At 52.5% G+C, this 25,591-nt stretch carries 24 protein-coding genes; 4 read left to right on the top strand and 20 right to left on the bottom strand.

Features of this window, described 5'->3' with window-relative positions:
* The first annotated feature begins 95 nt into the window (after positions 1-95).
* A complete protein-coding gene (gene yhgN, locus AACU94_RS22560; protein ID WP_130217718.1) occupies positions 96-689 on the top strand; it encodes an NAAT family transporter YhgN in 594 nt (197 codons plus the stop codon).
* A gap of 45 nt (positions 690-734) precedes the next feature.
* Here yhgN and AACU94_RS22555 read toward each other — a convergent pair whose 3' ends face one another.
* From AACU94_RS22555 to AACU94_RS22525, 7 genes are all read right to left on the bottom strand, one after another.
* Complete coding sequence (locus tag AACU94_RS22555) at positions 735-2,030, bottom strand: DNA-processing protein DprA (RefSeq protein ID WP_135488653.1); 1,296 nt, start codon at positions 2,028-2,030, stop codon at positions 735-737.
* On the bottom strand, positions 1,937-4,033 hold the full coding sequence (locus AACU94_RS22550; RefSeq protein ID WP_135488652.1) for a RecQ family ATP-dependent DNA helicase: 2,097 nt from the start codon (positions 4,031-4,033) through the stop codon (positions 1,937-1,939). The genes AACU94_RS22555 and AACU94_RS22550 overlap by 94 nt, the downstream gene beginning before the upstream one ends.
* A gap of 139 nt (positions 4,034-4,172) precedes the next feature.
* Positions 4,173-5,513 (bottom strand): gluconate transporter, encoded by a 1,341-nt coding sequence (gntU, locus tag AACU94_RS22545; RefSeq protein WP_000210111.1) that lies wholly within the window; start codon positions 5,511-5,513, stop codon positions 4,173-4,175.
* A gap of 3 nt (positions 5,514-5,516) precedes the next feature.
* Complete coding sequence (gntK, locus tag AACU94_RS22540) at positions 5,517-6,044, bottom strand: gluconokinase (RefSeq protein ID WP_000108330.1); 528 nt, start codon at positions 6,042-6,044, stop codon at positions 5,517-5,519.
* Between the two features lie 138 nt (positions 6,045-6,182).
* Complete coding sequence (gene gntR, locus AACU94_RS22535; protein ID WP_130209047.1) at positions 6,183-7,178, bottom strand: gluconate operon transcriptional repressor GntR; 996 nt, start codon at positions 7,176-7,178, stop codon at positions 6,183-6,185.
* A gap of 93 nt (positions 7,179-7,271) precedes the next feature.
* Complete coding sequence (gene yhhW / locus AACU94_RS22530) at positions 7,272-7,967, bottom strand: quercetin 2,3-dioxygenase (RefSeq protein ID WP_135488651.1); 696 nt, start codon at positions 7,965-7,967, stop codon at positions 7,272-7,274.
* A 122-nt stretch (positions 7,968-8,089) separates the two neighbouring features.
* Positions 8,090-9,127, bottom strand: a complete 1,038-nt coding sequence (locus tag AACU94_RS22525) for an oxidoreductase (RefSeq protein ID WP_135488650.1) — start codon at positions 9,125-9,127, stop codon at positions 8,090-8,092.
* A gap of 475 nt (positions 9,128-9,602) precedes the next feature.
* On the opposite strand from AACU94_RS22525, the gene yhhY reads away from it, so the two are divergent.
* Positions 9,603-10,091: an N-acetyltransferase gene (gene yhhY, locus AACU94_RS22520; protein WP_135488648.1), complete on the top strand. Its 489-nt coding sequence runs from the start codon at positions 9,603-9,605 to the stop codon at positions 10,089-10,091.
* Positions 10,092-10,151: 60 nt separating this feature from the next.
* Here the strand turns inward: yhhY and ggt are convergent, their stop codons facing one another.
* Complete coding sequence (gene ggt / locus AACU94_RS22515) at positions 10,152-11,885, bottom strand: gamma-glutamyltransferase (protein WP_135488647.1); 1,734 nt, start codon at positions 11,883-11,885, stop codon at positions 10,152-10,154.
* Between the two features lie 120 nt (positions 11,886-12,005).
* On the opposite strand from ggt, the gene AACU94_RS22510 reads away from it, so the two are divergent.
* Positions 12,006-12,446 (top strand): DUF2756 family protein, encoded by a 441-nt coding sequence (locus AACU94_RS22510; RefSeq protein WP_130209058.1) that lies wholly within the window; start codon positions 12,006-12,008, stop codon positions 12,444-12,446.
* Here AACU94_RS22510 and ugpQ read toward each other — a convergent pair.
* The 11 genes from ugpQ to livK form a co-directional block, all read right to left on the bottom strand.
* Positions 12,433-13,176, bottom strand: coding sequence for a glycerophosphodiester phosphodiesterase (ugpQ, locus tag AACU94_RS22505; protein ID WP_135405477.1), 744 nt, complete (start codon positions 13,174-13,176; stop codon positions 12,433-12,435). The two genes, AACU94_RS22510 and ugpQ, sit on opposite strands and share 14 nt — an antisense overlap.
* Positions 13,173-14,243, bottom strand: coding sequence for a sn-glycerol 3-phosphate ABC transporter ATP binding protein UgpC (ugpC, locus tag AACU94_RS22500; RefSeq protein WP_001596273.1), 1,071 nt, complete (start codon positions 14,241-14,243; stop codon positions 13,173-13,175). The genes ugpQ and ugpC overlap by 4 nt, the downstream gene beginning before the upstream one ends.
* A 1-nt stretch (position 14,244) precedes the next feature.
* Positions 14,245-15,090, bottom strand: coding sequence for a sn-glycerol-3-phosphate ABC transporter permease UgpE (gene ugpE / locus AACU94_RS22495; RefSeq protein ID WP_000572183.1), 846 nt, complete (start codon positions 15,088-15,090; stop codon positions 14,245-14,247).
* A complete protein-coding gene (ugpA, locus tag AACU94_RS22490; protein ID WP_000099289.1) occupies positions 15,087-15,974 on the bottom strand; it encodes a sn-glycerol-3-phosphate ABC transporter permease UgpA in 888 nt (295 codons plus the stop codon). The genes ugpE and ugpA overlap by 4 nt, the downstream gene beginning before the upstream one ends.
* Positions 15,975-16,071: 97 nt before the next feature.
* Entirely contained in the window at positions 16,072-17,388 is a 1,317-nt protein-coding gene (ugpB, locus tag AACU94_RS22485) for a sn-glycerol-3-phosphate ABC transporter substrate-binding protein UgpB (protein ID WP_135488646.1), read from the bottom strand.
* A gap of 359 nt (positions 17,389-17,747) precedes the next feature.
* The gene (locus AACU94_RS22480; RefSeq protein ID WP_135488645.1) at positions 17,748-18,494 is read right to left on the bottom strand and encodes a tetratricopeptide repeat protein; all 747 of its coding nucleotides are present in this window, start codon (positions 18,492-18,494) and stop codon (positions 17,748-17,750) included.
* A gap of 118 nt (positions 18,495-18,612) precedes the next feature.
* Positions 18,613-19,326: a high-affinity branched-chain amino acid ABC transporter ATP-binding protein LivF gene (gene livF, locus AACU94_RS22475; RefSeq protein ID WP_000416895.1), complete on the bottom strand. Its 714-nt coding sequence runs from the start codon at positions 19,324-19,326 to the stop codon at positions 18,613-18,615.
* Position 19,327: 1 nt separating this feature from the next.
* On the bottom strand, positions 19,328-20,095 hold the full coding sequence (livG, locus tag AACU94_RS22470; RefSeq protein WP_000082101.1) for a high-affinity branched-chain amino acid ABC transporter ATP-binding protein LivG: 768 nt from the start codon (positions 20,093-20,095) through the stop codon (positions 19,328-19,330).
* On the bottom strand, positions 20,092-21,369 hold the full coding sequence (gene livM / locus AACU94_RS22465) for a branched chain amino acid ABC transporter permease LivM (protein ID WP_130258724.1): 1,278 nt from the start codon (positions 21,367-21,369) through the stop codon (positions 20,092-20,094). Before livM ends, livG begins: the two co-directional genes overlap by 4 nt.
* A complete protein-coding gene (livH, locus tag AACU94_RS22460; RefSeq protein WP_130209070.1) occupies positions 21,366-22,292 on the bottom strand; it encodes a high-affinity branched-chain amino acid ABC transporter permease LivH in 927 nt (308 codons plus the stop codon). The genes livM and livH overlap by 4 nt, the downstream gene beginning before the upstream one ends.
* Before the next feature lie 47 nt (positions 22,293-22,339).
* Positions 22,340-23,449, bottom strand: coding sequence for a high-affinity branched-chain amino acid ABC transporter substrate-binding protein LivK (gene livK / locus AACU94_RS22455; RefSeq protein WP_130221355.1), 1,110 nt, complete (start codon positions 23,447-23,449; stop codon positions 22,340-22,342).
* A gap of 423 nt (positions 23,450-23,872) precedes the next feature.
* Between livK and panM the strand changes: the two genes are divergently transcribed.
* A complete protein-coding gene (gene panM, locus AACU94_RS22450) occupies positions 23,873-24,256 on the top strand; it encodes an aspartate 1-decarboxylase autocleavage activator PanM (protein WP_135488644.1) in 384 nt (127 codons plus the stop codon).
* A 199-nt stretch (positions 24,257-24,455) separates the two neighbouring features.
* Here panM and livJ read toward each other — a convergent pair whose 3' ends face one another.
* Positions 24,456-25,559, bottom strand: a complete 1,104-nt coding sequence (livJ, locus tag AACU94_RS22445) for a branched chain amino acid ABC transporter substrate-binding protein LivJ (RefSeq protein WP_135488643.1) — start codon at positions 25,557-25,559, stop codon at positions 24,456-24,458.
* Positions 25,560-25,591: the final 32 nt, after the last annotated feature.

Here is a 25,591-nt window from a genome sequence, read left to right as displayed (position 1 = left end):
AAATTAATCAATGATAGCGAAGCCATCAGTAATGCGACTTATCCTGCTTTCGTAGCACGCAGAAAGTCCACGGCAATTATCAGGGAACTTGAGTTATGAATGAAATCATTTCTGCAGCAGTTTTATTGATCTTGATTATGGATCCGCTCGGAAACCTACCTATTTTTATGTCCGTACTGAAACATACAGAACCGAAAAGACGTCGGGCAATCATGGTGCGAGAGTTACTTATTGCTCTCATGGTGATGCTGGTGTTCCTGTTTGCGGGTGAGAAAATTCTGGCATTTCTTAGCCTGCGGGCGGAAACCGTCTCCATTTCTGGCGGCATCATTCTCTTTCTGATCGCCATTAAGATGATTTTCCCCAGTGCTTCAGGCAATAGCAGTGGGCTTCCGGCAGGTGAAGAGCCGTTTATTGTGCCGCTGGCAATCCCATTAGTAGCAGGGCCGACTATCCTCGCCACATTAATGTTGCTGTCTCACCAGTACCCGAATCAGATGGGACATCTGGTAATTGCTCTGCTGCTGGCCTGGGGCGGCACCTTTGTCATCCTGCTACAGTCTTCGCTATTTTTACGTCTGCTGGGCGAGAAAGGGGTGAACGCGCTGGAACGCCTGATGGGATTGATTCTGGTGATGATGGCAACCCAGATGTTCCTCGACGGCATTCGGATGTGGATGAAGGGGTAAGGTTCAAACAGGTGCTGCAAACAATCAGACGCGGCACCTGTTTTATTACCTGAACTGATAATGACCTTCGCCCAATCGGATAACCCTTCCCTCTTCTTCTGCGCGATTCAGCCATACACTAGCTTGTTCGATGGTTAAACCAGTACAAGACGCCAGCCTTTCAATACTTATCGATTCCTTTGCAAGGATCGCCAGTTCCGCTACAAAGAGTTGATAAAAATCGACAGGCGTATGCGCAGGCATTACTGCATAATTTGCGTCATCTTCATGCAGCGAAAACAGTTCTGGTTGAGCGTTACGGAGTGCTCTGTCATACATCAGCCCAGGAACATCTGGCAGTCTGATCGGCACATTCTCAGCCTGTTCAGCACTCCATGACGCCCCATTTTCTACTAATCGTGAATTGGCTGATTGCATATCCTGATTTGGTTTAACCAGGACAGGCAGCCACTGATGTTTTAATGCCTCCATCGCCCCGGTTATCGTTCCACCGGTCATTCCCGCACGTACAACCATTGCGCTTTCAGCAAGGCAATAAATATATTTATTCCGCGCCATCGCATTGCCGACAGTGAAACGTACCTCTGGGTAAAACGGCGAAATCAACACCAGGTTGCCTGCTATAAGCCCTTCACGCCATTTCACTAACGTGCTCGTTTTTAACAAGCTATCAGCTAATACGCCAACGGCAGTTCCCCCGGCCTCTAGTGCCGACGTCATTGCACATTCATCAATACCTCGCGCACCACCAGAGATAACGCAAATCCCCTGTTGGGCCAGTTTCGCTGCCAGTTGTTGGGTATAGCGCAAATCGGCAGTCGGAGCATCTCGCGAGCCAACAATCGCCATACCTTCCGCTTGCAGTAATGCTTTATTCCCGCAGCCAAATAAAACAGGAGGTGCAACCGTTCGCAATCGGTTTTTCAAGCGAACGGGATAATCGGCATCTCCTCGAGTTAAGATCCATAAACCGGCGCGTTGCCACTTATCTACCGCCAACGCCAGACTATGACCCCGCGCCAGCAAGCCAAGAATACGCTCCTGTGAAATACGCGGATCGCTCCAGCCTGTAAGTTTCTCTTGCGGTTGCGGCACCAGCAGATCGGCGGGACTGATACGTTGGTGCTTCAGCCATAATGCAAACTTCCCCCATTCACTATTGCTAAGAGGTTTATGCTCACTCGCCACCGCGCGAGAAAAATCGCTGGTTAGCAGGAGAGTCGCTTGTGCATTGGCTGAAAGATTCATCAATTTTTTACCGAGGTAGAAGCAAGGGCAAGAGGATAAACCGTCGGGCAACCTGCCTGGCGTAACAGTGCTGTCAGAACTGTCAGCGTCCATGCAGAATCCACGATATCGTCAACCAGCAACGCCGGACCTGGCATCAAAGGAGGGGTAATCACAAACGCCCCGTCGAGATTTTGACACTGGTGAAAACGGTTTTGCTGCATTTTCTGCGGTGGATTGTCCACGACTTTTCCAATGGCATCAATAAAAGGTAAGCCAAGTTTCGCCGCCAGTCGCCGGGCAAAATCAGGAACCAGGTCGAGGTGCCTTAATGAAGGAACGCAGCATACCCAGGTTGGTTCAGGATGCGGATTCCAGCGTTGGCGAACCATTTCCGCACATGCCTCCACCAGCTCATCACTGAAGCGCCCCATTTTTTTCTCCTGTGCTACCTGCTTTCCCCACCCGGAATCGCCCCAACGAGAAAGGACTCGCCCCGTAGATCCTTGTAAACCCGCAGGCAAGTTCCCTTTAAATCCGTATTGCGTAAAAGCCCCAGCAGCCACCTGTTTATTGAGATTTAATGGCAGATCAGCGTGTTTAATAAATAAATTTGCCGCATGGAGTAAGCCGCTATCAATGTCGGGCGACAACAACGGATGCTGAAGACAACTGCTACATTTACCACAACGTTCGGCACTTGGCTCATCGAGTGCGCGGCGCAGAAATTGCATTTTGCACTCCTTGGTCGTGATATAGCTTTCAACGTCTCCCAGCTCACTTTTTCTCTGATTCATCAAATGGTTAATTCGTTCATGGTCAGGAGAAAAACTGACAATTGTTCTGCGCCATAATTTCTCGGTATACACCACAGGCGATGGATTTTCAGCTACCAGTAACTTCAGTGCTTTTTCTATTTGCCCATAACGAAGATTCGTCCGTTGTTCAATGCCTCGTAGGGTAAGGCCGTCATTCTCGCTAAGTACGTTGAGTATTTCATGAATTTGCGCCTCCGCAGGAAAGGCGCTTTCACGGAAGAATTTATGAATAGCGCGGTCTTCACTGCCACAAAGCAGTATGCCAACAGCAGAATCGATACCGCGACCGGCACGCCCCACCTGTTGGTAGTAACCAACTATCGAACCTGGCATCTGGTAATGAATAACAAACCCCAAATCCGGTTTGTCAAAGCCCATTCCCAGCGCCGTCGTCGCGACCAGAACTTTAATTTTATTTGCCAGCAGTGCCTGCTCCAGATATTCCCTGGCAGTATTAGAATCTTCCGCGCCTTCACAAGTCACGCCACTGTAGTAAGCAAATGCACTGATACCATTTTTCCTTAACCACTCGGCGACAAGTTCGGCATCGCGAGTAGTCAGGGTATAAACAATTCCCGATTTGGAAAACTGAGGGATAACCGTTGCTAACCATGCCAGACGGGATGACTGTTCACCTAAGACTAAGGCATCAAGCGCCAAACTTTCGCGAGCCAGCGTTCCACGCTGAATCACAATGTCACCCAATTGCTGACGGATATCCTCAACGACACGGTTATTCGCTGTCGCGGTTGTACCCAGAACAGGGGTATTCGCAGGCAGTTGGCGCAAAATATCTAATATACGTCGGTAATCCGGGCGAAAATCGTGGCCCCAATCAGAGATGCAGTGCGCCTCGTCGACCACAAGCAAGCCAATACGATCGGCTATAGGATATAAAACCGTTTCGATAAAGTCCTGGTTTGCCAAACGTTCCGGGGAAACCAGCAAGCAATCGACCTCACCTTGCAGCAACTTATCGCTAATGCGCTGCCATTCTTCTCTGTTTGTAGAATTCAACGTTTCAGCCGTAATACCTAACCGTTCAGCGGCGGCAACCTGGTTACGCATCAGGGCAAGCAAAGGAGAGATGATAATTGTCGGGCCAACGCCGCGATCGCGGAAGATTTTACTGGCGATGAAGTACACGGCACTTTTCCCCCAGCCAGTGCGTTGGACAACCAGCAGTTTTCGCCGTTGGTTCACCACCGCGTCTATGGCTTCCCATTGCCCTTCCCTGAAAGTAGCGGTGGTATTTCCTAACATCCGCTTTAAAAGCAATTCAGCTCCGTGCTTTTCCATCTTTATCTCCTGCGATCTTTAGGCAGTGATTAGAACGGATTATTAGCAGGTAAATTTGCGAGAGAGATCAAAAAGATGAAGAGGGGAGAAAAGAGAAATGAATTACTGCGAGCAAGCTCGCAGTAATTTGTCGCAGTAATTAACTCAACAGCTGGAACGCAATCATCCCAACGATGGCACCGACAGTGCCGAGGATGGTTTCCATCATGGTCCAGGTTTTCAGCGTTTCGGCTTCGGTCGCACCGGTAAATTTACCGAACAACCAGAAACCAGCGTCGTTAACGTGGCTGACAACAATCGAACCACCAGCGATACAAATCGACAGTGCCGCCATTTGCGCACCGGAGTAGTTCAGTTGTTCAATAACCGGCATCACCAGCCCCACCGCCGTTAAACAGGCAACGGTGGCAGACCCCTGAATGATGCGCACTGCAGCTGCCAGCACGAAGCAGGTGATGGCAATCGGCAGGCCCATGCCGGTTAACGCTTCGCCCAGCGCCGGACCTACGCCAGAGTCAACCAGCACCTGTTTGAACACGCCGCCCGCACCAATCACCAGCAGAATGATCCCCGCCGGTTGCAGCGCGTGACCGCAAATCTCCATCACTTTATCTTTTGGCATGCCCTGACGCATTGCCAGGCCATAAATTGCTACCAGACAAGCAACCAGAATCGCAGTAAACGGATGACCGATAAACTCAAACCATTCGTAAGCAGTTGATCCTTCTGGTACAAAACGCGCAGCAATGGTTTTAAGACCTACCAGCACCAGCGGCAGCAGGATCAGCGACAGGCTGAATCCAAAAGACGGCATTTTGCCTTCGCCGAGATGCGGTTCGCTGATGTCGTCAGGAATATGCAGCTCAACGTAACGGCTGATGAAGTTACCCCACAGCGGCCCGGCAATAATCATCCCCGGAATTGCCGCACACAGGCCAATCAGGATCATCCAGCCAAAGTCGGCATTCATCTGCGATGCCAGCAGCATCGGCGCTGGTCCAGGCACCAGAAATGCCGCCGCTGCCGCCACGCCTGCGAATAATGGGATTACCAGCTTCACCAGGTTCGTACCGGTGTGGCGCGCCATTGAGAAAGCAACGCTAATCAGCAGAACAATCGCCACTTCAAAGAACAGCGGTAGCGCGCAGACCAGCCCCGCAAGGCCGATGGCATAATGCGCGCGGCTGTGACCGAAGGATTTGAGCATTTTGACGGCAATCTGATCGACTGCGCCGGTTTCATGTAAGATCTTGCCAAACATGGCTCCCAGGGCGACAACCACCGCCAGGAAGCCGAGGGTGCCTCCCATCCCTTTTTCCATCGTCGCTGCGATTTTATCGAGCGGCATACCGGAAAAAAGGCCAGCCCCCATAGACACCACCATCAAAGCCAGGAAAGCGTGCATACGCGCCTTCATGACTAAAAACAGCAGCAGTAAAACAGACCCTACTGCTGTTAAAACAAGCGTTAATGTAGTCACTACTTATTTGCCTTTTTTAATAACCTCAATGGTGCTTGCCACAACACCTTCCAGCGGTTGATCGATATCCACCACCAGTACATCGGTTTCGTCCGCACCCGGCTCCTGCAGCGTTTCAAACTGCGTCACCAACATTTGGGTTTTAAAGAAATGGCCTTTGCGCGCTTTCAGGCGGCTTTCAATCACATCAAAATCGCCTTTCAGGTAGATGAAAGAGAGATTCGGATTACCTTCACGCAGCAGGTCGCGATAGTGTTTTTTCAGTGCAGAACATACGATCAGCGACACTTTATTGGTACGCTGCATGGCAAACGCGGCGTCGTTCAGCGCCTGCAACCACGGTTTGCGATCGTCGTCATTCAGCGGTTCACCAGACGCCATTTTTTCGATATTGCGGCGCGGATGGAGGAAATCGCCATCAAGAAACGCGGCATGAAGTTGATGCGCCACTTCACTGGCGACCGCAGATTTGCCGCTGCCCGATACGCCCATTAAGACGTAAATGTGGTGATCATGATTAGTCGTGCTCAAAGTGGTGCCCCCACAGTACAAGAATTAAGAATGTTACGGGTAACTGTTATCGGTAACATTCTCCAGCCGGACAAAAACAGAAGCAATATCCATCCGTGCCTTAAGTGTATAAGTGTGAGCTACTTCAAATTTGTAGGCTTAAATAGATCCACCCGGTGACAAGGTGAAACCTAAATCTAACATTTTCGGCGTCACCGCTTCGCCACGAATACGCGCCAGCAGGCGTTCAGCGCCAATGCTGCCCATCCGCTCACGCGGCGTCAGCACACTTGCCAGTCGTGGCTCCATCACCTGGCCGATGTCATGACCGTGGAAACCGGCAATCGCCATATCGTCAGGAACTTTCAACCCCAGACGCTGACATTCAAACGCCGCGCCGACCGCCAGGTCATCGTTGGTACAGAACACGCCATCCAACTGCGGATATTCCCGCCGCGCCTGACGAATCAGTTCAATACCGGAAGAGTAAGAAGAAGATTGTTCAACCATCACGCTATATGGCACCAGGCCTGCATCCAGCATCGCCTGCTCATATCCCTTCTGTTTGATGATAGTACGTTCGTCGAGACGTGCGCCGAGATAAGCAATGTGGCGATGCCCGCGAGCAATAATGGCAGCAGTCATCTGGCGTGCCGCTTCAAAGTTATTAAAACCGACAGCGATATCGAGGCACGGCGACTGGCTGTCCATCAGCTCCACCACCGGAATACCCGCCACTTCAATCATCTTTAAGGTGCGTGGCGTGTGGGTGCGTTCGGTAAGGATCAGGCCATCGATATTCCAGGAGAGCATCGATTCAAGGCGTTCTTGCTCCATTTCCGGTTTATAACCGTAGTGCGCCAGCATGGTTTGATAACCGTGCGCGTCGGTGACGCTTTCGATTCCGCGTAATACTTCCGCAAAAACCTGGTTGGTGAGAGAAGGTAACAGGACGCCAATCGCCCGGCTGGTGGCGTTAGAGAGGATATCGGGCGCGCGATTGGGAATATAACCCAGTTCATCAAGAGCGGCGGCAATCTTGCCACGTAGAGCGACGGAAACTTGCTCCGGGTTACGCAAAAAGCGGCTGACCGTCATTTTGGTCACGCCTACACGGTCAGCCACATCCTGAAGTACGGGTCTTTTCTTTTTCATCGTCCTGAAAGGTACAAAAGGGATAGATTCCTTTAGTTTACCACGGACGCATCACAACCTTCCTGATTCCTCAGGAAGGTTTGTGAGATAAATTTAGACTGGCGGTAAATCGAACAGCAGGATTTCACTGTCGCTATCAGCGTGGACGGAAATCGCCCGCTCATCCCAAATCGCCAGACCATCGCTGGTCGAGGCTTTTACGCCGTTAATAGTGACATTACCTTTCACCACCTGGATCCAGACGCGGCGTTCAGCGGCAATCTGATGTATCGACTGCTCATCTTTTACCAGCGCCCAGCGGTACAGTTCCATATCCTGATACACTTTCAGCGAACCGTCACGCGCATCCGGCGAGAGCACCAGCTGTTTGCCCTGTACGGCATCGAAGCGACGCTGTTCATAACGCGGCGTAATACCGTTTTCTTCAGGCATGATCCAGATCTGATACAGATGCAGACGCTCGGTGCTGCTTGGGTTGTACTCTGAGTGACGAATACCCGTACCCGCACTCATAATCTGGAACTCGCCCGCCGGAACCTGTTCTTTATTGCCCATGCTGTCCTGGTGCTCAACAGTACCTTCCAGCACGTAGGTCAAAATTTCCATATCTTTATGCGGGTGAGTGCCGAAGCCCTGCCCTGCTTCAATCACGTCGTCGTTAATCACGCGCAGCGCGGAGAAGCCCATAAAGTTCGGATCGTAATAGTTGGCAAAAGAGAAAGTATGCCAGGAGTCCAGCCAGCCATGATTAGCATGACCGCGTTCATTTGCTTTGCGTAAGTAGATCATTTGTATTCGCCCCCTGAATGATTTCGATGGGCTTAGTGTGGACCCGATCTGCCTGGGATGATAGAGGGTGAAAATTGACCCCTCTGTTCAAAAAAATTGAACTATTCGAGGGGCCATCAAACTTACTTCGCGAGAGTCACTGTGGAGGGAGAGGCTTGTTCAAAACCGCGTTCAAGGATTTCCAGATTAGTAAGAACTTCAGATTCCTTGACGTAATTTGGCACCCCGCTGGTGATGGTTTGGTACAACGCATCATAAACGCGCCCATAATCGCCCATCTCCGGCTTCATCTCTTCTCTGACCGTCACGCCCTCGTCATTGACATACTCCAGCACACCGACCGAATCATCCGCCGCAAATCCAGGTTCGCCCGGCATAATATTAGCCTTCAGGCTGGTTTCCTGCTGGTCGATGCCGTATTTAATAAATGTACCTTTCTTACCGTGAACGATAAATTTCGGATAATCGATTTTCACCAGATGACTGGTTTTAACGATCGCTTTCAGGTCGCCATAAAACAGCTGCGCTTCAAAGGTGTCATCAGGATTGGCTTTATTACGCAGGCTGCGGATGTCATAAGCGACGTGATCCGGGCGACCAAACAGCGAGATAACCTGGTCCAGGGTATGCACACCAAGCCCATAGAACGCGCCATCCTGCGGCAGTCCAGGTTTGGTTTCTGCCACCGGGCGGTAATAGTCAAAATGGCTTTCCACTTCGACAATCTCTCCCAGCTTGCCGCTTTCAATCGCTTTTTTTGCCGTCAGGAAGCAGGAGTCAAAGCGACGATTCTGATACGGCGTGACGGTCAGCCCTTTGCTTTTCGCCAGCGCAAACAGCTCTTTCGCCTGCGCAAGCGTCGGGGTGAACGGTTTTTCGACCAGTACATTTTTCCCGGCTTCCAGCGCGCGCTTCGCGTACTCGAAGTGGCTGTCCGCGTGGGTGCAGACGACAACCAGCTTAACATCGGGATCGTTTAACACTTCGTCGAGATCGCTGGTGAAATGAATATGGGAATAAATGGGGGCCTGTTCTTCCGGCTTCGCATGGCGGCGAAAAATATGCGCGACATGCCAGCTATCCTTGCGGTTAAGTACATACGGCAGATGGTAACGGGTGGTGCTTTTGCCGAAGCCAATAAAGGCGCAGTTGATGACCATGATTTCGTCCTTTTTAAGGTGGTTATTTACACCTTAGCGCAAAGCGGACGTGGTTCCTATGCCTGGGCTTCAGTACGTCAGATTGTTGGCAAAGTGCACTTTATTCATGCCGGATGCGGCGTGAACGCCTTACCCTGCCTACACAAAATGGCATCGTTTTGTAGACCTGATAAGCGTAGCGCATCAGGCAATTTTGCATTTGTCTCAACACGAGGAACACTTCCCGTGGACAAAATGGCAAACAAACCAGTACGAAAGCAAAAAAAAAGCCAGCACCCGGCTGGCTAAGTAATACTGGAAGCAATGTGAGCAATGTCGTGCTTTCAGGTTCTCCGCGAGGGTCTTCCTGAATGCGAGACAATAATAATCATTCTCATTCGCACTTGTCCAACACTTTTTGCAAAAAAATCCATTTGACTCGTATTTGAAAGTCAATGATGTTGAAAGGGACATTTACCCTAAAGAGGACAGAGGAATGAGTGAGATAGTAATACGCCACGCAGAAACGCGCGATTATGAGGCCATTCGGCATATCCACGCCCAGCCGGAGGTGTATTACAACACACTACAGGTGCCTCATCCTTCAGAACATATGTGGCTGGAACGACTCGCCGATCGCCCCAGCATCAAGCAACTCGTCGCCTGTATTGATGGAGACGTCGTGGGCCATCTCACCATTGACGTGCAACAACGCCCACGCCGCAGTCATGTTGCCGATTTTGGTATCTGTGTCGACGCCCGCTGGAAGAATCGCGGTGTCGCCAGCGCCCTGATACGAGAGATGATTGAAATGTGCGACAACTGGTTGCGGGTAGATCGTATCGAGCTAACGGTGTTCGTCGATAACGCGCCAGCAATTAAGGTCTATAAAAAATTCGGCTTTGAGATTGAAGGGACCGGCAAGAAGTACGCATTGCGTAATGGTGAATATGTTGATGCGTATTATATGGCGCGGGTGAAATAGAAAATTTGCAATCTAAGTTTGTCATTTAAGCCCTCACCTACCGGGAGAGGGCTTAAGATATTAATACCCCGCCGTTAAATCATCCACCGAGCGCGGGTCGGATGCGCCGTACAACTCACCGTCAGGCCCAACCATAATGCTTTGCGTGCTGCCCATCGCCTCTTTCAGCGCCACTTTCTGACCTTTTGCTTCCAGCAGCTTGATCGTATCCGGGCTAAATCCTTTCTCGACACGCAGCTCGTCCGGCAACCACTGATGGTGGAAACGCGGCGCATTGGTCGCTTCGGCGATGTTCATGCCATAATCGATGCTGTTCACTACCATTTGCAGCACGGTGGTGATAATCCGGCTACCACCAGGGCTTCCGGTGACCAGCCAGGTTTTACCGTCTTTCACCACAATAGTCGGCGACATCGACGACAGCGGGCGTTTGTTCGGCCCGACGGCGTTGGCATCACCGCCCACCAGCCCATAAACGTTCGGCACGCCTGGTTTGGCGGAGAAATCATCCATCTGGTTATTGAGCAGAATACCGCTCTCGCCCGCGACAATACCCGTACCGAAGGTGGTGTTCAGCGTATAGGTCACCCCTACCGCGTTACCGTCTTTATCCACCACTGAGTAATGGGTAGTTTGATTACTCTCATAAGGCGCAAGTTTGCCAGGGCGAATTTCGCTGGATGGCTTCGCTTTATTGATATCGATTTTCTCGGCAATGGATTTGGCATAGGCTTTATTGGTCAGCGCCTGCCACGGGACTTTGACAAAATCCGGGTCGCCAAGATATTCCGAGCGGTCGGCGTAGGCGTATTTCTCAGCTTCTGCCATGATTTGCATCGCATCGGCGCTGCCAAAGCCGTATTTCTGCATATCGAAGTTTTCCAGAATATTGAGGATTTGTACGATATGAATACCGCCGGAAGATGGCGGTGGCATGGAGTAAACCTGATACCCGCGATAATCGCCGCTTATCGGCGTGCGTTCGACCGCTTTATACGCTGCTAAATCTTCTTTAGTGATCAAGCCGCCGTTTTTCTGCATCTCCTGGGCAATCTGCTCCGCTATCGTGCCTTTGTAGAATTCATCCGGGCCGTTTTCGGCAATCATCTCCAGGCTCTTTGCCAGATTCGCCTGCACCAGTTTGTCGCCCTTTTTCAGCGGCTCGCCCTCTTTCCAGAAGATAGCTTTACTGTTTTCGTGATTCGGCAACACTTCGCTACCGTAGGTTTTGAGATCGTCTGCCAGCGCATCGTTAACGATAAAACCATCGCGTGCCAGTTTAAACGCTGGCTGCACCACTTTGTTCAGCGGCATGGTGCCGTATTTATCCAACGCCAGCGAGAAACCTGCTACCGTACCGGGCGTGCCGGAAGCCAGATGCGAAGTGAGTGATTTTTTGCTGTCCGGGTTGCCCTGATCATCAAGGAACATATCGCGGGTCGCTTTGGCCGGCGCCATTTCGCGGAAATCGATAGCCGTGGTATTGCCATTTTTCGAGCGGATTAACATAAAACCACCGCCGCCCAGATTCCCTGCCTGCGGATGCGTTACCGCCAGCGCGTAGCCCACCGCCACGGCGGCATCAACGGCATTCCCGCCCTCCTTGAGGATATCCACCCCCACCTGAGTGGCAGTAGCATCTACAGACGCCACCATCCCCTGCTTTGCGCGTACCGGATGGAAGACATCTTCCTCCACACCATAAGAAACAGGTGGCGCGGCTGCCGCACTAAAACAACATCCTGAAAGCAAAGCTGCAATCGCCGCCCGGCGTAAAAACGTCGGTTTTATCATCGTTATTCTCCAGTTATGTGTGGGGCAACCCCAGCTAAGCCTGGTATATAACTCTGAATTAATCATCGTTTTGCCGGGAAGCGAGTAAACTTAAAGGATATCTTCAGAGGAGGATACGCGATGAAACGACTTCTGCTTTTGACGGCACTCCTGCCGTTTGTCGGCTTTGCACAGCCCATTAATACTCTGAACAACCCCAACCAGCCGGGATATCAAATCCCCAGCCAGCAGCGGATGCAAACTCAAATGCAAACGCAGCAAATCCAGCAAAAAGGGATGCTGAATCAGCAACTGAAAACTCAGACGCAATTACAACAGCAGCATTTAGAAAATCAGATTAACAGTAACTCGCAACGGGTATTGCAGTCGCAGCCGGGGGAGCTAAATCCTGCCCGGCAGCAAATGCTGCCCAACACCAACGGCGGGATGTTAAACAGTAACCATAATCCGGATAGTTCGCTAAATCAGCAGCATATGCTGCAAGAGAGGAAAAACGGCGACATGCTGAATCCGCCCAGCACGTCGCAGCCTGACATTCCGTTGAAAACTATTGGGCCGTAAAGTTCGGACCAATCACATCAATCGCATCGGTACAGATGCAATCCACGCCCCAGCGCAGCAACTCTGCCGCGCGCTGGGGTTTGTTGACGGTATACACCAGAATCCGCAGTCCGGCGTCTTTCAACTGCATCACTCGCGCTTTATCGAGCAACTTATGATTGAGATGAATAGAGACGCAGCCCAGCCGCGTGGTCAGTTCGCGCCAGTCGTCGCGCCACTCATCAAGCAACAAACCACGCGGCAGTTCCGGTGCAGCCTGTTGCGCAGCTTCTAAAGCATCAATCTCAAACGATGACAGCAGCGGCGGCGTCATACCTGCCCACAGTTCGCGTGCCGCCAGCGCCACCATTTTGCCCGTTAATGGCCCGGTGCCAGTGGTGGGTTTGATTTCGATATTCGCCATCATCCCATGTTCGCGACAGCGTTCCGCCACCTGCGAAAGCAACGGCAGCGGCTCACCTTTAAACGCTTTGCTGTACCAACTGCCTGCATCCACGCGCAGTAAATCCTGCCAGTTCAGCTCGCCCGCGACGCCCCAGCCGTTGCTGGTACGTTCGAGGTTGTCATCATGGAGCAGAAAGATCTCGCCATCTTTCGATAACTTCGCGTCAAATTCGATCATCTTATGACCGTATTTTGCCCCTACGTCGATTGCCGCCAGGGTGTTTTCCGGGGCCAACTTACCGCCGCCACGATGAGCGACGATGCGGGGATAAGGCCAGTTACTCATACTCGTTGTCCTGTTTCACCATCAAAAAGATGCAGCTGATTTTCCGGCAGATGCAGCCACAGCGTGCTGCCTGCCGTCGGGCGCTCCTGATGCGCCAGTCGCACCACCAACTTCTGCTCGCCCCAGCGTCCGTGTGCCAGATTATCAGCGCCGAGGATCTCCAGCGTGTCCATCACCAGTGGCACGCCGCCTTCTGCCTGCGAACTTAGCGCAATATGCTCCGGGCGGATACCGAGTGTCATTTTACGCCCGGCATACTGACGGTAGCCACCGTTTAGCGGCAGCACAATACCGCCGTCCAGTTCGAAATGCGTGCCTTCGTTATTCACGCGGCCAGCCAGCAGGTTCATCGCCGGACTGCCGATAAAGCTCGCCACAAACAGGCTGGCGGGCTTTTCGTACACTTCAACCGGTGTGCCAATCTGTTCGGCAACGCCGCCGTTCATTACCATCACTCGCTGGGCGAGGGTCATCGCTTCAACCTGATCGTGGGTAACGTAGAGTGAAGTTGTTTTCAGGCGACGGTGCAGTTGTTGTAGCTCAAGCCGCATCTGCACGCGCAGCTTGGCATCGAGGTTAGAGAGCGGCTCATCAAACAGGAACACTGCCGGCTCACGCACAATCGCACGCCCCATCGCCACACGCTGACGCTGACCGCCGGAAAGCTCGCGCGGGCGACGTTTGAGCAGGCCGTCCAGTTCCAGAATACGCGCCGCTTCTTTAACGCGCTCGGCAATTTGCTGCTTGCCCATGCCGCGGATTTTCAGCCCCCACGCCATGTTCTCCTCAACGCTCATATGCGGATAGAGCGCGTAGTTCTGGAATACCATCGCAATTCCGCGATCTTTCGGCTCCATTTCAGTGACACGCTTGCGGTCGATCCAGATATCGCCCGTCGTTACCCGCTCCAGTCCGGCCACCATTCGCAATAACGTCGATTTCCCGCAGCCAGACGGCCCGACCATCACGATAAATTCGCCATCCGCCACATCAAGGGTCAGCGGTTTAATGACCTGGGTTTTGCCATCCCAGCTTTTGGTTACTGCCTGTAATTTCAGTCCTGCCATCTTATTTCTCACTATCGACCAGGCCGCGCACAAAGGCACGCTGCATCACTAAAACAATCACTACTGGTGGGATCAGGGTTAACAACATCGCCGCCATCACCGAGTTCCATTCCGTGGTGCCTTCGCCAGTGGCGATCATCCCTTTAATCCCTGCCACGGTGGTGCCGAGATCAACGTCGGTAATAATCAACAACGGCCACAAATACTGGTTCCAGCCGTAAATAAAGGTGATCACAAACAGCGCCGCCAGATTGGTTTTTGACAGCGGAAAAACGATGTCGCAAAAGAAACGCATTGGCGACGCGCCGTCGATCCGCGCCGCTTCCACCAGTTCATCCGGCAGCGTCATAAAGAACTGGCGGAAAAGAAACGTGGCGGTCGCCGAGGCCATCAGCGGCAGCGTTAAACCGGCGTAGCTGTCGAGCATCTTCAGGTTGGCGATGACTTCCACCGTCGGGAAGATACGCACTTCAACCGGCAACATCAGAGTGATAAAAATCATCCAGAAGAAGAGGTTACGTAGCGGAAAACGAAACCAGACAATGGCAAATGCCGAGAGCATCGAGACGGTAATTTTGCCGAGCGTAATACTGAACGCCATCACAAAGCTGTTAAGCAACATCCGCCAGAACGGCGCGCTATTCGTGCCTACCCCGTTCACCCAGATGTTGTGGATGTTTTCCAGCAGATGCGTGCCGGGGATTAGCGTCATCGGCGCGGCATAGACTTCTTGTTTATCCAGCGTCGCCGCGACAAACGCCACGTATAGTGGGAAGAGGATCACCGCGATCCCGAGGATCAGCATGGTATGGCTGAATATTGTCAGCCACGGACGGTTCTCAATCATTGGTAACGCACCTTGCTTTCAACATAGCGGAACTGCACCACCGTCAGCACGATGACGAGGAACATCAACACTACCGACTGCGCGGCAGACGAAGCCAGATCCAGTCCGGTAAAGCCTTCGCGGTAGATCTTATAAATCAGCGTCGTGGTAGCCTGAACCGGCCCGCCGGACGTGGCGGCGTCGATCACCGGGAAGGTGTCGAAGAAGGCATACACCAGGTTCACCACCAGCAGGAAGAAACTCACTGGAGCAATAAGCGGCAGCGCAATCTTAAAGAAGCGGCGAATCGGCCCTGCGCCGTCAATAGCTGCGGCTTCAATCAACGAACGGGGAATGGATTGCAGCGCGGCATAGAAGAACAGGAAGTTGTAGCTGATTTGCTTCCACACCGAGGCAAACACCACCAGAAACATCGCCTGACCGCTGTTTTGCGCGTGGTTCCAGTCGTAGCCGAACTCTGCGAGAAAATGAGTGATCAGCCCGCGACCGGGGTTAAACAGGAAGATCCACAATACGGCGGCAACGGCGGGAGCCACGGCATACGGCAGCAGCATTAAGGTTTGATAGAAACGGCTGCCGCGCACGATGTACTCCACCAGCGCCGCGAAGAACAGCGACACCAGCAAACCGCTGACGGTGACAAAGGTACTGAATTTTATCGTCGTCCAGAAGGAGTCGAGATAGTAGCTGTCATGGAACAGCGTGACGAAGTTATCCAGGCCGACAAACTGGCTGGAGAAACCAAACGGATCGACGCTTTGTAGCGAGTACCACAACGCTTCGCCCGCAGGCCAGATAAAAAAGATAACGGTGATGATGAGCTGCGGCGCGACCAGCAAATAAGGCAGCCAGCGCGAGCGAAACACCGGACGGGATGATGACATTACGGTTAATTCCTGAACTGTGCCGGATACGCTTCGCTTATTCTGCCTACACACGATGGCAGGTCGGATAAGCGAAGCGCACCCGACATTTCACTGGTTAAGACTTCGTCGATTTCTCAAAGCGGCGCAGCAACTGATTCCCACGCTCAACGGCGGTATCCAGCGCCTGCTGTGGCGTCTTCTTACCGGTCCACACGCTCTCCAGCTCTTCATCCACAATCACGCGGATCTGCGGCATGTTGCCCAGACGCAGCCCTTTGGTGAACGGCAACGGCGGCTTGTTCAGCATCTGACGCGTCGCGGTATCCGCCCCGGGGTTTTTCTCGTAAAAGCCCTGCTCACGCGTCAGGTCATACGCCGCTTTGGTGATTGGCAGATAACCGGTTTTCTGATGCCACTCGGCAGCGTTTTCTGGCTTCGCAAGGAAGTCGAGGAACTTCGCCACGCCGGTATACGTTTCTTTATCTTTGCCCTGCATCACCCACAGGCTGGCCCCGCCGATAATGGCGTTTTGTGGCGCATCTTTCGCGTCAGCGTCGTAAGGCATCATGCCTACGCCGTAGTTGAATTTTGCGTACTCGCGAATGTTGGCAAGCGAACCGGAAGAGGCGGTGGTCATCGCACAATCACCGTTATAGAACTTCTCGGTGGATTCATCCTTACGACCGACGTAGCTGAAGTCGCCCTTCTTGTTCATCTCCTCGAGCATGGCAATGTGTTTCACCTGCTCCGGCTTGTTGAACTCCAGCACCGCGTCCGTGCCGTCAAAGCCGTTGTTTTTGCTGGCAAACGGCAGACCGTTCCAGGCGCTAAAGTTTTCCAGTTGGATCCAGCCCTGCCAGCCGCTGGCGTAGCCGCACTTCATGCCGGACGCTTTCAGTTTCGCGGCATAGTCAGCCAGATCCTGCCAGGTTTTCGGCGGCTGTTCCGGGTCTAGCCCCGCTTTCTTGAAGGCGTCTTTGTTGTAATAGAGAACGGGAGTCGAGCTGTTGAACGGCTGGGAGAGTAAGTGGCCCGTTTTGCTGTCGGAGTAGTAACCAGAAACCGTCGGCACAAACTGCGACTCATCGAATTGAATCCCCGCCTCTTTAAACACGTCATATACCGGTTTAATGGCTTTCGACGCCATCATGGTGGCGGTGCCAACTTCATAAACCTGCAAAATAGCCGGCGCGTTACCGGTACGGAATGCGGCAATCCCCGCGCTTAAATTCTGTTCGTAGTTGCCTTTATAGGTCGGTACAATTTTGTAATCCGGGTTTTCAGCGTTAAAACGTTGAGCCAGAGAATCAACCTCTTTACCCAGTTCCCCTTCCATAGAATGCCAGAACGGAATAGTTGTCACTGCCTGCGAATTGCCCATTAACGCCAGTCCGAGCGCCAGTGCTGAAGCTGTATAATGTAACGGTTTCATCGTTTATCTCTCTTGTTGTACCGAATGCGCGAATTCACGCGTTTTATGCTCGCGGGGTAACATGACATGCTCGAATTACAGAAAAACAACTCTTTTGTTACATTTTTAAGATAGTAAGGTGTCAGAAAGATGACAAGGCGGTGACGGCGTGGGTGAGGGAAAATGGGAGATGGGGCACGGATATCCCGAGAATGCACTGAAAAGAGGCGATTAACGACCAGCTAATCGCCAGAACGCCTTACCATGAAGAGCAAAAATGGCAGCAAATTCTGCATCCAGTTTTGCTGCCCGTTGAGAAGTACATTTTTCAATTTTAACAATAGATTGCCGCTACACTGGTCTAACGGCAAAGAAGATTTTCATCGCACCACACTCTGCTTCAACCGTTCATTGGCGGTCTTAATCCATTCCCGGTGGTGTTTTCTATAATGAGGTCTTGAGCGTTTAGCCGTATCAACTACAGCAACATACTGCTCGTTGGCTTCACGTAACCGACTCATTTTCGCCAGCATTTCCGCATAGTAAATACGCGCCTGCGGGCCAGGGTAATAAGAAACCAACACGTCAAACTCACTTTCCGCATCAGCGTATTTTTCCTGAGCGGCTAAGGTTCTGGCGAATAACAAGTGCCCGTCTGCCGACTGAAAATCAGGGTTATAACGCATCACATCTTCCAGCGTCTGCTGACAGGCGGCGAACTCCTGGATGGCAAATTGTGCCTGCGCCAGGCTCAACATCATTGCCGCTTCATGGACGAATATCCCGCTTAACGCCTGCTGATAATGGGGAACGGCTTCGTGATAACGCCCAAGGCGCGCCAGTTCATTAGCCAACGCATAATGGTTTTGATTGGTCTTCGCAATCGCCAGCTCTTCGGTTAATTTGTGCAGGTGGCGTTCCGGGCTGATTTTGTCCTGCAGACGCATCAGCAAAGTACGTCCGTGACGGTCAGCGCCCGTTTCTGGCAGCATCACCATGACAAAATACGCCACGCAACCAATCACCGGAAAACAGAAGATGATAAAAATCCAATACCGCTCTTGTCCGGAGCGATACGCGTGAATACAGCAAAGCAGTTCAAGCATGACGACAACGGCATAATGCATGGGAGGGAACCTTTCCGTGGCAAATAAGTGGTCTGGTTTTAATCCTCCCGGTCAGTCGAAACAAGTCTGTAAACGGACGAAGAACCCGGCAGAACTTAGCAGCCGGGTTATTGATAATTTACCCGCCTAAATACGCACTTCTCACCGCTTCGTTCGCCAGTAGCGCATCGCCGGTATCGGAGAGCACCACATGGCCGTTTTCCAGCACGTAGCCCCGATCAGCAAGCTTCAGCGCCTGGTTGGCGTTCTGCTCGACAAGGAAGATAGTCATCCCCTGCTCGCGCAGCTGCTCGATGGTGTCGAAAATTTGCTGGATGATAATCGGCGCAAGACCGAGCGATGGCTCATCAAGCAACAACAAACGCGGGTTGCTCATCAGCGCGCGACCAATCGCCAGCATCTGCTGTTCACCGCCGGACATGGTGCCCGCCCGCTGAACACGGCGCTCATGCAGACGCGGAAAAAGTTCATAGACCCACTTTATGCGCTCCTGGAACTGGTCGCGTTCAGCAAAAAAGCCGCCCATCGCCAGGTTCTCTTCCACCGTCATCCGCGAGAAGACGCGACGCCCTTCCGGAACAATCGCTACCGCTTCGCGCATGATTTTCGCCGTCTGCCAGTCGGTAATGTCTTTATCATCAAACACAATTCGCCCACTGGTGGCGCGCGGGTCGCCGCATAATGTGCCGAGCAAGGTGGTTTTCCCCGCCCCGTTCGCGCCAATAAGGGTGACAATCTCGCCCTGATTGATATGCAGGCTCACCTCATGCAGCGCCTGGATTTTGCCGTAGTGGGCGCTGACTTTGTCAAAGGACAACATGACTTTTTCCATCTTATGCCTCACCTAAATAGGCACGGATCACGTCCGGGTTATTACGGATCTGCTCCGGTGTACCGTTTGCCAGCGGCGTCCCCTGATTGACCACGTAAATTCTGTCTGAAATCCCCATCACCAGCTTCATATCATGTTCAATCAACAAGATAGTGGTGTTGTGATGGTTACGCAGTTCGGCAATCAGCTCATCCAGCTCTTTCGTCTCTTTCGGGTTAAGACCTGCTGCCGGTTCGTCGAGCATTAAAATCTCCGGCTGCGTCACCATACAGCGGGCAATCTCCAGACGGCGCTGGTCACCATAGGCCAGGTTACTCGCCTGACGGTTGGCATGTTCCAGCAAACCAATACGCTCAAGCCAGGTCGCGGCGCGGTCGAGCGCTTCGCTCTGGGCGCGACGGAAAGACGGCGTTTTCAACAGGCCAGAGAACAGCCCGGTTTTCAGTTGCTGATGCTGCGCCACCAGCAGGTTTTCAATTACCGTCATTTCACGGAACAGACGCACATGCTGGAAGGTGCGCACCACGCCCATGCGGGCAATTTGCTGCCCCGGTAAACCTTCAAGATGCTGATCGCGCAGTAAAATGGTGCCGCCAGTGGGTTTGTAGAATCCGGTCAGGCAGTTGAAGACCGTGGTTTTTCCGGCACCGTTAGGGCCGATTAACGAGACGATCTCCTGCGGGTACAGTTCAAGATTGACGTTGTTCACCGCCAGCAGGCCGCCGAAGCGCATCATCAGGCCGTTAACAGATAATAATGGCTGACTCATGCCTGCTCTCCTTTCGCTGCGCCGTTTTTCAGCTTCAGTTGCGGGCGCGTCATGGGCAGCAAGCCCTGCGGACGCCAGATCATCATCAGCACCATCAAACCACCGAGCATTAACATGCTGTATTCGTTGAAATCACGCATCAACTCGCGCGACACCACCAGCAGAACTGCCGCCAGAATCACTGCAAATTGCGAGCCCATACCGCCGAGCACCACTATCGCCAGCACAAACGCCGATTCGGCAAAGGTGAAGGATTCCGGGCTGACAAAGCCCTGACGCGCCGCGAACAGCGTTCCGGCAAAACCGGCAAACGCGGCGCTGATGGTAAAGGCGGTCAGCTTGATACGACGCGGGCTTAAGCCCAGCGAACGGCAGGCGATCTCGTCTTCACGCAACGCTTCCCACGCGCGGCCCAGCGGCATCCGCAGTAAGCGGTTAATGACGAATAAAGAAAACACCACCAAAAGCAACGCTACCAGGTAGAGGAAAATGACGCGATCGGAGGGATCGTATTTCAGGCCAAAGAAATTACTGAACGTGTCCCAGCCGCCTTCGCGGGCGGTACGGCTGAACTCGAGGCCGAAGAAAGTCGGTTTCGGGATCTGACTAATTCCGTTCGGGCCACCGGTGATTTCAGTGTTATTGAGCAGCAATATGCGCACAATTTCGCCGAAACCGAGGGTAACGATCGCCAGATAGTCGCCACGTAAACGCAACACTGGGAAGCCGAGCAGGAAGCCCGCCGCCGCTGCCATTAACCCGGCAATCGGCAGACAGGTCCAGAACCCAAGACCGTAATAGTGATTGAGCAGTGCAAAGGTGTAGGCGCCGATGGCGTAAAAGCCGCCGTACCCCAGCACCAGCAGACCAGAAAGCCCCACCACCACGTTCAGCCCGAGGCCGAGGATAATGTAGATCATGGTCAGGGTGGCGATATCCACCGTCCCTCGCGAGACCATAAACGGCCACGCAACCGCAAGCACCAGCAGCGCCACGAGGAACAGCTTTTGCTTCACCGTGGAGCCATCAATCGCTGGCAGGATAAACTTCGGTCCGGAAACGCTTTTTAGCCCTTTCTGGAAAGCAGGTCGCAAAAGCTGGAAGAAAAAGACCACCGCCGTGCCGATAAACACCCACTCCCAACGGACATCCGAAGCCGTGTCGACCACCAGTTTGGTGCCGTCCAGCTCCAGCTGCACGCCCATAAAGACGCCAGCGAGGATAAAGAACATCGCGGCAGAAAGCAGCGCCATTGCAATATGCATCGGTTTCATACTTTCTCTACCTCCGGGCGACCCAGAATACCGGTCGGCATCACCAGCAACACCAGAATCAGCAGGGCGAATGAGACTACATCTTTATATTCCGTACTCAGATAGGCAGAAGAGAGCGCCTCCGCAATCCCCAGAATCAGCCCGCCAATCATCGCCCCCGGAATACTGCCAATCCCACCGAGCACCGCAGCAGTAAAGGCTTTCATCCCGGCCATAAAGCCGATGTAGGGGTTAATTACGCCGTAGAACTGACCGAGCAGCACACCCGCCACCGCCGCCATTGCCGCGCCAATCACAAAGGTCAGCGCAATCACCCGGTCGGTGTTAATGCCAAGCAGACTCGCCATTTTCAGATCTTCCGCGCAGGCACGACACGCGCGACCCATGCGGGAATAGCGAATGAAAATCGTCAGCGCCAGCATGGCGAGGAAGGTGACAATCCAGATAACCGCCTGCATGGTAGTAATAGAGGCAGAGAAGTTTTCGCTATGGCCCACCACCCACTGCCCGTTAAACAGGCTGGGCAGCGCCACGTCGCGCGAACCTTCGGTCAGGCTGACGTAGTTTTGCAGGAAGATGGACATACCGATTGCAGAGATGAGCGCAATCAGGCGCTTAGAGTTGCGCACCGGGCGATAGGCCACCCGTTCGATACTCCAGCCGTAGGCGCTAGCAATGATGATTGCGCCGACGAATCCCGCCGCCACCAGCAGCCAGCCGGTATCAATGCCCATCATCATCAGCGCGGCGATGATCATAAATGAGACGTAGCTGCCAATCATATAAACCTCGCCGTGGGCGAAGTTGATCATGCCGATAATGCCGTAAACCATTGTGTAGCCGATGGCAATCAGCGCGTAAGTACTGCCCAGCGTGACGCCGTTAAACATCTGCTGCAAGAAATATAAAAACTGCTCAGACATAAGGTAACCTTTCTAAACCCGCCCGCATTTTACGGGCGGTGGGATGATCACTTGGCTGCCGTGGATGAACCGTCGGCGTGCCACTGGAAGACACCAAAATCAAATCCCTTAAGATCGCCTTTTTCATCCCAGTTCAGCGGCCCAATCACGGTGTTTGCACCGTTAGCTTTTAAATCTTTCACCAGCGCCAGCGGCTCATCGCTGCCGATACGCTCAAGGGCAGTTGCCAGAGATTGCACCGCCGCGTAGGTGATCCAGACATATGGCCCGGATGGATCTTTCTTGTCTGCTTTCAGCGCATCAACGATGCCCTGGTTTGCCGGATCCTGGTCATAGCGTTTTGGCATGGTGACCAACATGCCTTCAGCGGCATCACCGGCAATATTCGACAGCGACGCATTACCCACACCTTCCGGCCCCATAAACTGAGTTTTCAGGCCGACGGAACGGGCCTGACGCAGCATCTGCCCCATTTCCGGGTAGTAACCGCCGTAGTAAACGAAGTCGATGTTTTCTTTTTTCAGGCGGGCAATCAGCGCAGAGAAATCTTTCTCGCCAGCGGTAATGCCGTCGAAGAAAACGACGTTGGCATTAGCCGCTTTCAGACTGTCCTGCACCGAACGTGCCAGCCCTTCGCCATACTGTTGTTTGTCGTGAATGATGGCGATGCGCTGGGGCTTCACCGTCTCAAGAATGTATTTTGCCGCCGTTGGCCCCTGGGAAGAGTCCAGCCCGGCAGTACGCATGATGTGTTGATAACCGCGTTGGGTCAGCTCCGGATTGGTCGCTCCCGGCGAGATCATCAGAATACCTTCGTCTTCATAGATATCTGACGCAGGTTGGGTAGAAGAAGAACACAGATGACCAATAACGTATTTAATGCCGTCGTTAACGATTTTGTTGGCGACCGCAACGGCCTGTTTCGGGTCGCAGGCGTCGTCATATTCCACGCCAACCAGCTTATCGCCTTTAATTCCCCCTTTGGCATTGATGTCTTTGATTGCCTGACGCGCGCCGTTAAATTCCATATCGCCCCACTGGGCAACCGGGCCGGACATCGCGCCGACAACGGCAACTTTAATATCGTCGGCTAAAGCGGTGTGTGATATTGCCAGTGCAATCATCCCTGCGATGATAGTTTTCGCATTCCGTTTCATTATTCAAAATCCCCACTCGTAATGTTGTGTTGCTTTGTTTTTATGTGTTAACAAATCAGACTGTTCTTTTTTTATACTGCACTGTTTTTGCCTGTCTGATTAAGGGTTTAGCGCAGTATTTTGTGATAATAGCGATTAAAATCCCTATTTTTCAGTCGATTAAGAACAGATAATATTCTGAATTTATTGATAGATAAACAGAAAAAAGCGCCGTTGTCAGCATAAAATAACGGTACAAAGGGCGGAATAATTCACTACCATTCAGGGGATTATGCTGAACATTTTTCATTCTCTAATGTTTTAACTTTGTAATTATTGCTGAAAAAAAATTAATCACCTGCCAAAAGAAATAAAAAAGAGAAAGCCTCCGATTAAATTATTTCGCTACACTGGTTCCACTTTTGTGATTTACACGGGTTACCCATGAAGCTGACCATCATTCGATTAGAAAACTTTAGCGACCAGGACCGGATTGACCTGCAAAAGATCTGGCCGGAGTATTCCCCTTCCTCTTTACAGGTTGACTATAACCACCGTATCTACGCCGCGCGTTTTAACGAGCGCCTGCTCGCTGCCGTACGGGTAACCTTAAGCGGCACCGAGGGAGCACTGGATTCCCTGCGCGTGCGGGAAGTCACCCGACGTCGCGGTGTGGGGCAATATCTGCTGGAAGAGGTTTTGCGTAACAATCCTGGCGTTTCATGCTGGTGGATGGCGGATGCAGGCGTGGAAGATCGCGGTGTGATGACGGCGTTTATGCAGGCACTGGGATTTACGGCACAACAGGACGGCTGGGAGAAGCGTTAATCGTCAAGTTTAATTTCAAAAGTGATGACCAACGAGAAATTGCCTGATGCGCTACGCTTATCAGGCCTACAATGTGTGTTGCAATTTACTGATTTCTTTGGTTCTTGTAGGCCGGATAAGGCGTTTACGCCGCATCCGGCATGAAGCAACGTACTCGATATTAGCAATTTGGCGGCAACCCAAAGTTGCCGATTAATGATTACTTCGCATCAGTCGCCGTGCCGTTGGCGTGCCAGTCAAATACGCCGAACTCAAAGCCTTTCAGATCGCCTTTCTCATCCCACGTCAGCGGCCCCATCACGGTATCCACCGAGTTCGCTTTCAGGTATTTCGCGATCTCCGCCGGATCGTCAGACTGATTCAGGCCCGCCTGCAAAGATTGCAGCGCGGCGTAGGTGGTCCAAACGAATGCGCCGCTTGGGTCCTGTTTTTTCGCTTTGATGGCGTCAACAATGGGTTTGTTCGCCGGAACCTGATCGTAGTTCTTCGGCTTGGTCACCAGCAGCCCTTCCGCTGATTCGCCCGCAATGTTAGACAGCGAAACGTTAGCCACACCTTCCGGCCCCATAAACTGAGTTTTCAGCCCTGCCGCGCGTGCCTGACGCAGGATTTGCCCCATTTCCGGGTGATAACCGCCGTAGTAAACGAAGTCGATATTCTCTTTTTTCAGACGCGCCACCAGCGTTGAGAAATCTTTTTCCCCGGCGGTGATACCATCAAAGAACACCACGTTAGCATTGCCTTTCTTCAGGCCGTCCTGCACCGCTCGCGCCAGACCTTCGCCGTACTGCTGCTTATCGTGAACGATAGCAATACGCTGCGGTTTCACTTTCTCAAGAATATATTTCGCCGCCGTTGGTCCCTGGTCAGAGTCCAGGCCAGTGGTGCGCATAATCAACTTATAGCCACGCGCGGTCAGCTCTGGTGCGGTTGCCGCTGGGGTGATCATTAAAATGCCTTCGTCTTCGTAGATATCAGACGCTGGCTGTGTTGATGAAGAACAGAGGTGACCAATGACATATTTAATGCCGTCGTTAACCACTTTGTTCGCCACGGCGACCGCCTGTTTCGGGTCACAGGCATCATCATATTTTACGATTTGCAGTTTGTTGCCTTTAATGCCGCCTTTGGCGTTGATATCCGCTACCGCCCGCTCTGCGCCAGTAAACTCCTGGTCACCGTACTGGGCCACCGGACCAGACATCGCGCCCACGACCGCAACTTTAATATCTTCCGCCAGAGCCATATTGCTGAATGCCAGCGCGATACATCCTGCCAGTAACGCTTTACCCTTTATATTCATCCTGAGAATCCCCATTCTTCTGGTTATTACGT

This window comes from Escherichia sp. E4702 (genome assembly GCF_963883545.1).
Classification (GTDB): Bacteria; Pseudomonadota; Gammaproteobacteria; order Enterobacterales; family Enterobacteriaceae; genus Escherichia.
This window is presented reverse-complemented; position numbering and strand designations above follow the sequence as displayed.

What these genes read in the sequence shown, in the direction of transcription:
- ugpE (WP_000572183.1), bottom strand. Translation starts at nt 15,090, where the DNA reads ATGATTGAGAACCGTCCGTGGCTGACAATATTCAGCCATACCATGCTG.
- livK (WP_130221355.1), bottom strand. Translation starts at nt 23,449, where the DNA reads ATGAAACGGAATGCGAAAACTATCATCGCAGGGATGATTGCACTGGCA.
- yhhW (WP_135488651.1), bottom strand. Translation starts at nt 7,967, where the DNA reads ATGATCTACTTACGCAAAGCAAATGAACGCGGTCATGCTAATCATGGC.
- livG (WP_000082101.1), bottom strand. Translation starts at nt 20,095, where the DNA reads ATGAGTCAGCCATTATTATCTGTTAACGGCCTGATGATGCGCTTCGGC.
- ugpB (WP_135488646.1), bottom strand. Translation starts at nt 17,388, where the DNA reads ATGAAACCGTTACATTATACAGCTTCAGCACTGGCGCTCGGACTGGCG.
- livF (WP_000416895.1), bottom strand. Translation starts at nt 19,326, where the DNA reads ATGGAAAAAGTCATGTTGTCCTTTGACAAAGTCAGCGCCCACTACGGC.
- yhgN (WP_130217718.1), top strand. Translation starts at nt 96, where the DNA reads ATGAATGAAATCATTTCTGCAGCAGTTTTATTGATCTTGATTATGGAT.
- gntR (WP_130209047.1), bottom strand. Translation starts at nt 7,178, where the DNA reads ATGAAAAAGAAAAGACCCGTACTTCAGGATGTGGCTGACCGTGTAGGC.
- panM (WP_135488644.1), top strand. Translation starts at nt 23,873, where the DNA reads ATGAAGCTGACCATCATTCGATTAGAAAACTTTAGCGACCAGGACCGG.
- ugpQ (WP_135405477.1), bottom strand. Translation starts at nt 13,176, where the DNA reads ATGAGTAACTGGCCTTATCCCCGCATCGTCGCTCATCGTGGCGGCGGT.
- livJ (WP_135488643.1), bottom strand. Translation starts at nt 25,559, where the DNA reads ATGAATATAAAGGGTAAAGCGTTACTGGCAGGATGTATCGCGCTGGCA.
- livH (WP_130209070.1), bottom strand. Translation starts at nt 22,292, where the DNA reads ATGTCTGAGCAGTTTTTATATTTCTTGCAGCAGATGTTTAACGGCGTC.
- AACU94_RS22550 (WP_135488652.1), bottom strand. Translation starts at nt 4,033, where the DNA reads ATGGAAAAGCACGGAGCTGAATTGCTTTTAAAGCGGATGTTAGGAAAT.
- AACU94_RS22510 (WP_130209058.1), top strand. Translation starts at nt 12,006, where the DNA reads ATGAAACGACTTCTGCTTTTGACGGCACTCCTGCCGTTTGTCGGCTTT.
- ugpC (WP_001596273.1), bottom strand. Translation starts at nt 14,243, where the DNA reads ATGGCAGGACTGAAATTACAGGCAGTAACCAAAAGCTGGGATGGCAAA.
- AACU94_RS22555 (WP_135488653.1), bottom strand. Translation starts at nt 2,030, where the DNA reads ATGGACGCTGACAGTTCTGACAGCACTGTTACGCCAGGCAGGTTGCCC.
- ugpA (WP_000099289.1), bottom strand. Translation starts at nt 15,974, where the DNA reads ATGTCATCATCCCGTCCGGTGTTTCGCTCGCGCTGGCTGCCTTATTTG.
- AACU94_RS22525 (WP_135488650.1), bottom strand. Translation starts at nt 9,127, where the DNA reads ATGGTCATCAACTGCGCCTTTATTGGCTTCGGCAAAAGCACCACCCGT.
- AACU94_RS22480 (WP_135488645.1), bottom strand. Translation starts at nt 18,494, where the DNA reads ATGCATTATGCCGTTGTCGTCATGCTTGAACTGCTTTGCTGTATTCAC.
- ggt (WP_135488647.1), bottom strand. Translation starts at nt 11,885, where the DNA reads ATGATAAAACCGACGTTTTTACGCCGGGCGGCGATTGCAGCTTTGCTT.
- yhhY (WP_135488648.1), top strand. Translation starts at nt 9,603, where the DNA reads ATGAGTGAGATAGTAATACGCCACGCAGAAACGCGCGATTATGAGGCC.
- livM (WP_130258724.1), bottom strand. Translation starts at nt 21,369, where the DNA reads ATGAAACCGATGCATATTGCAATGGCGCTGCTTTCTGCCGCGATGTTC.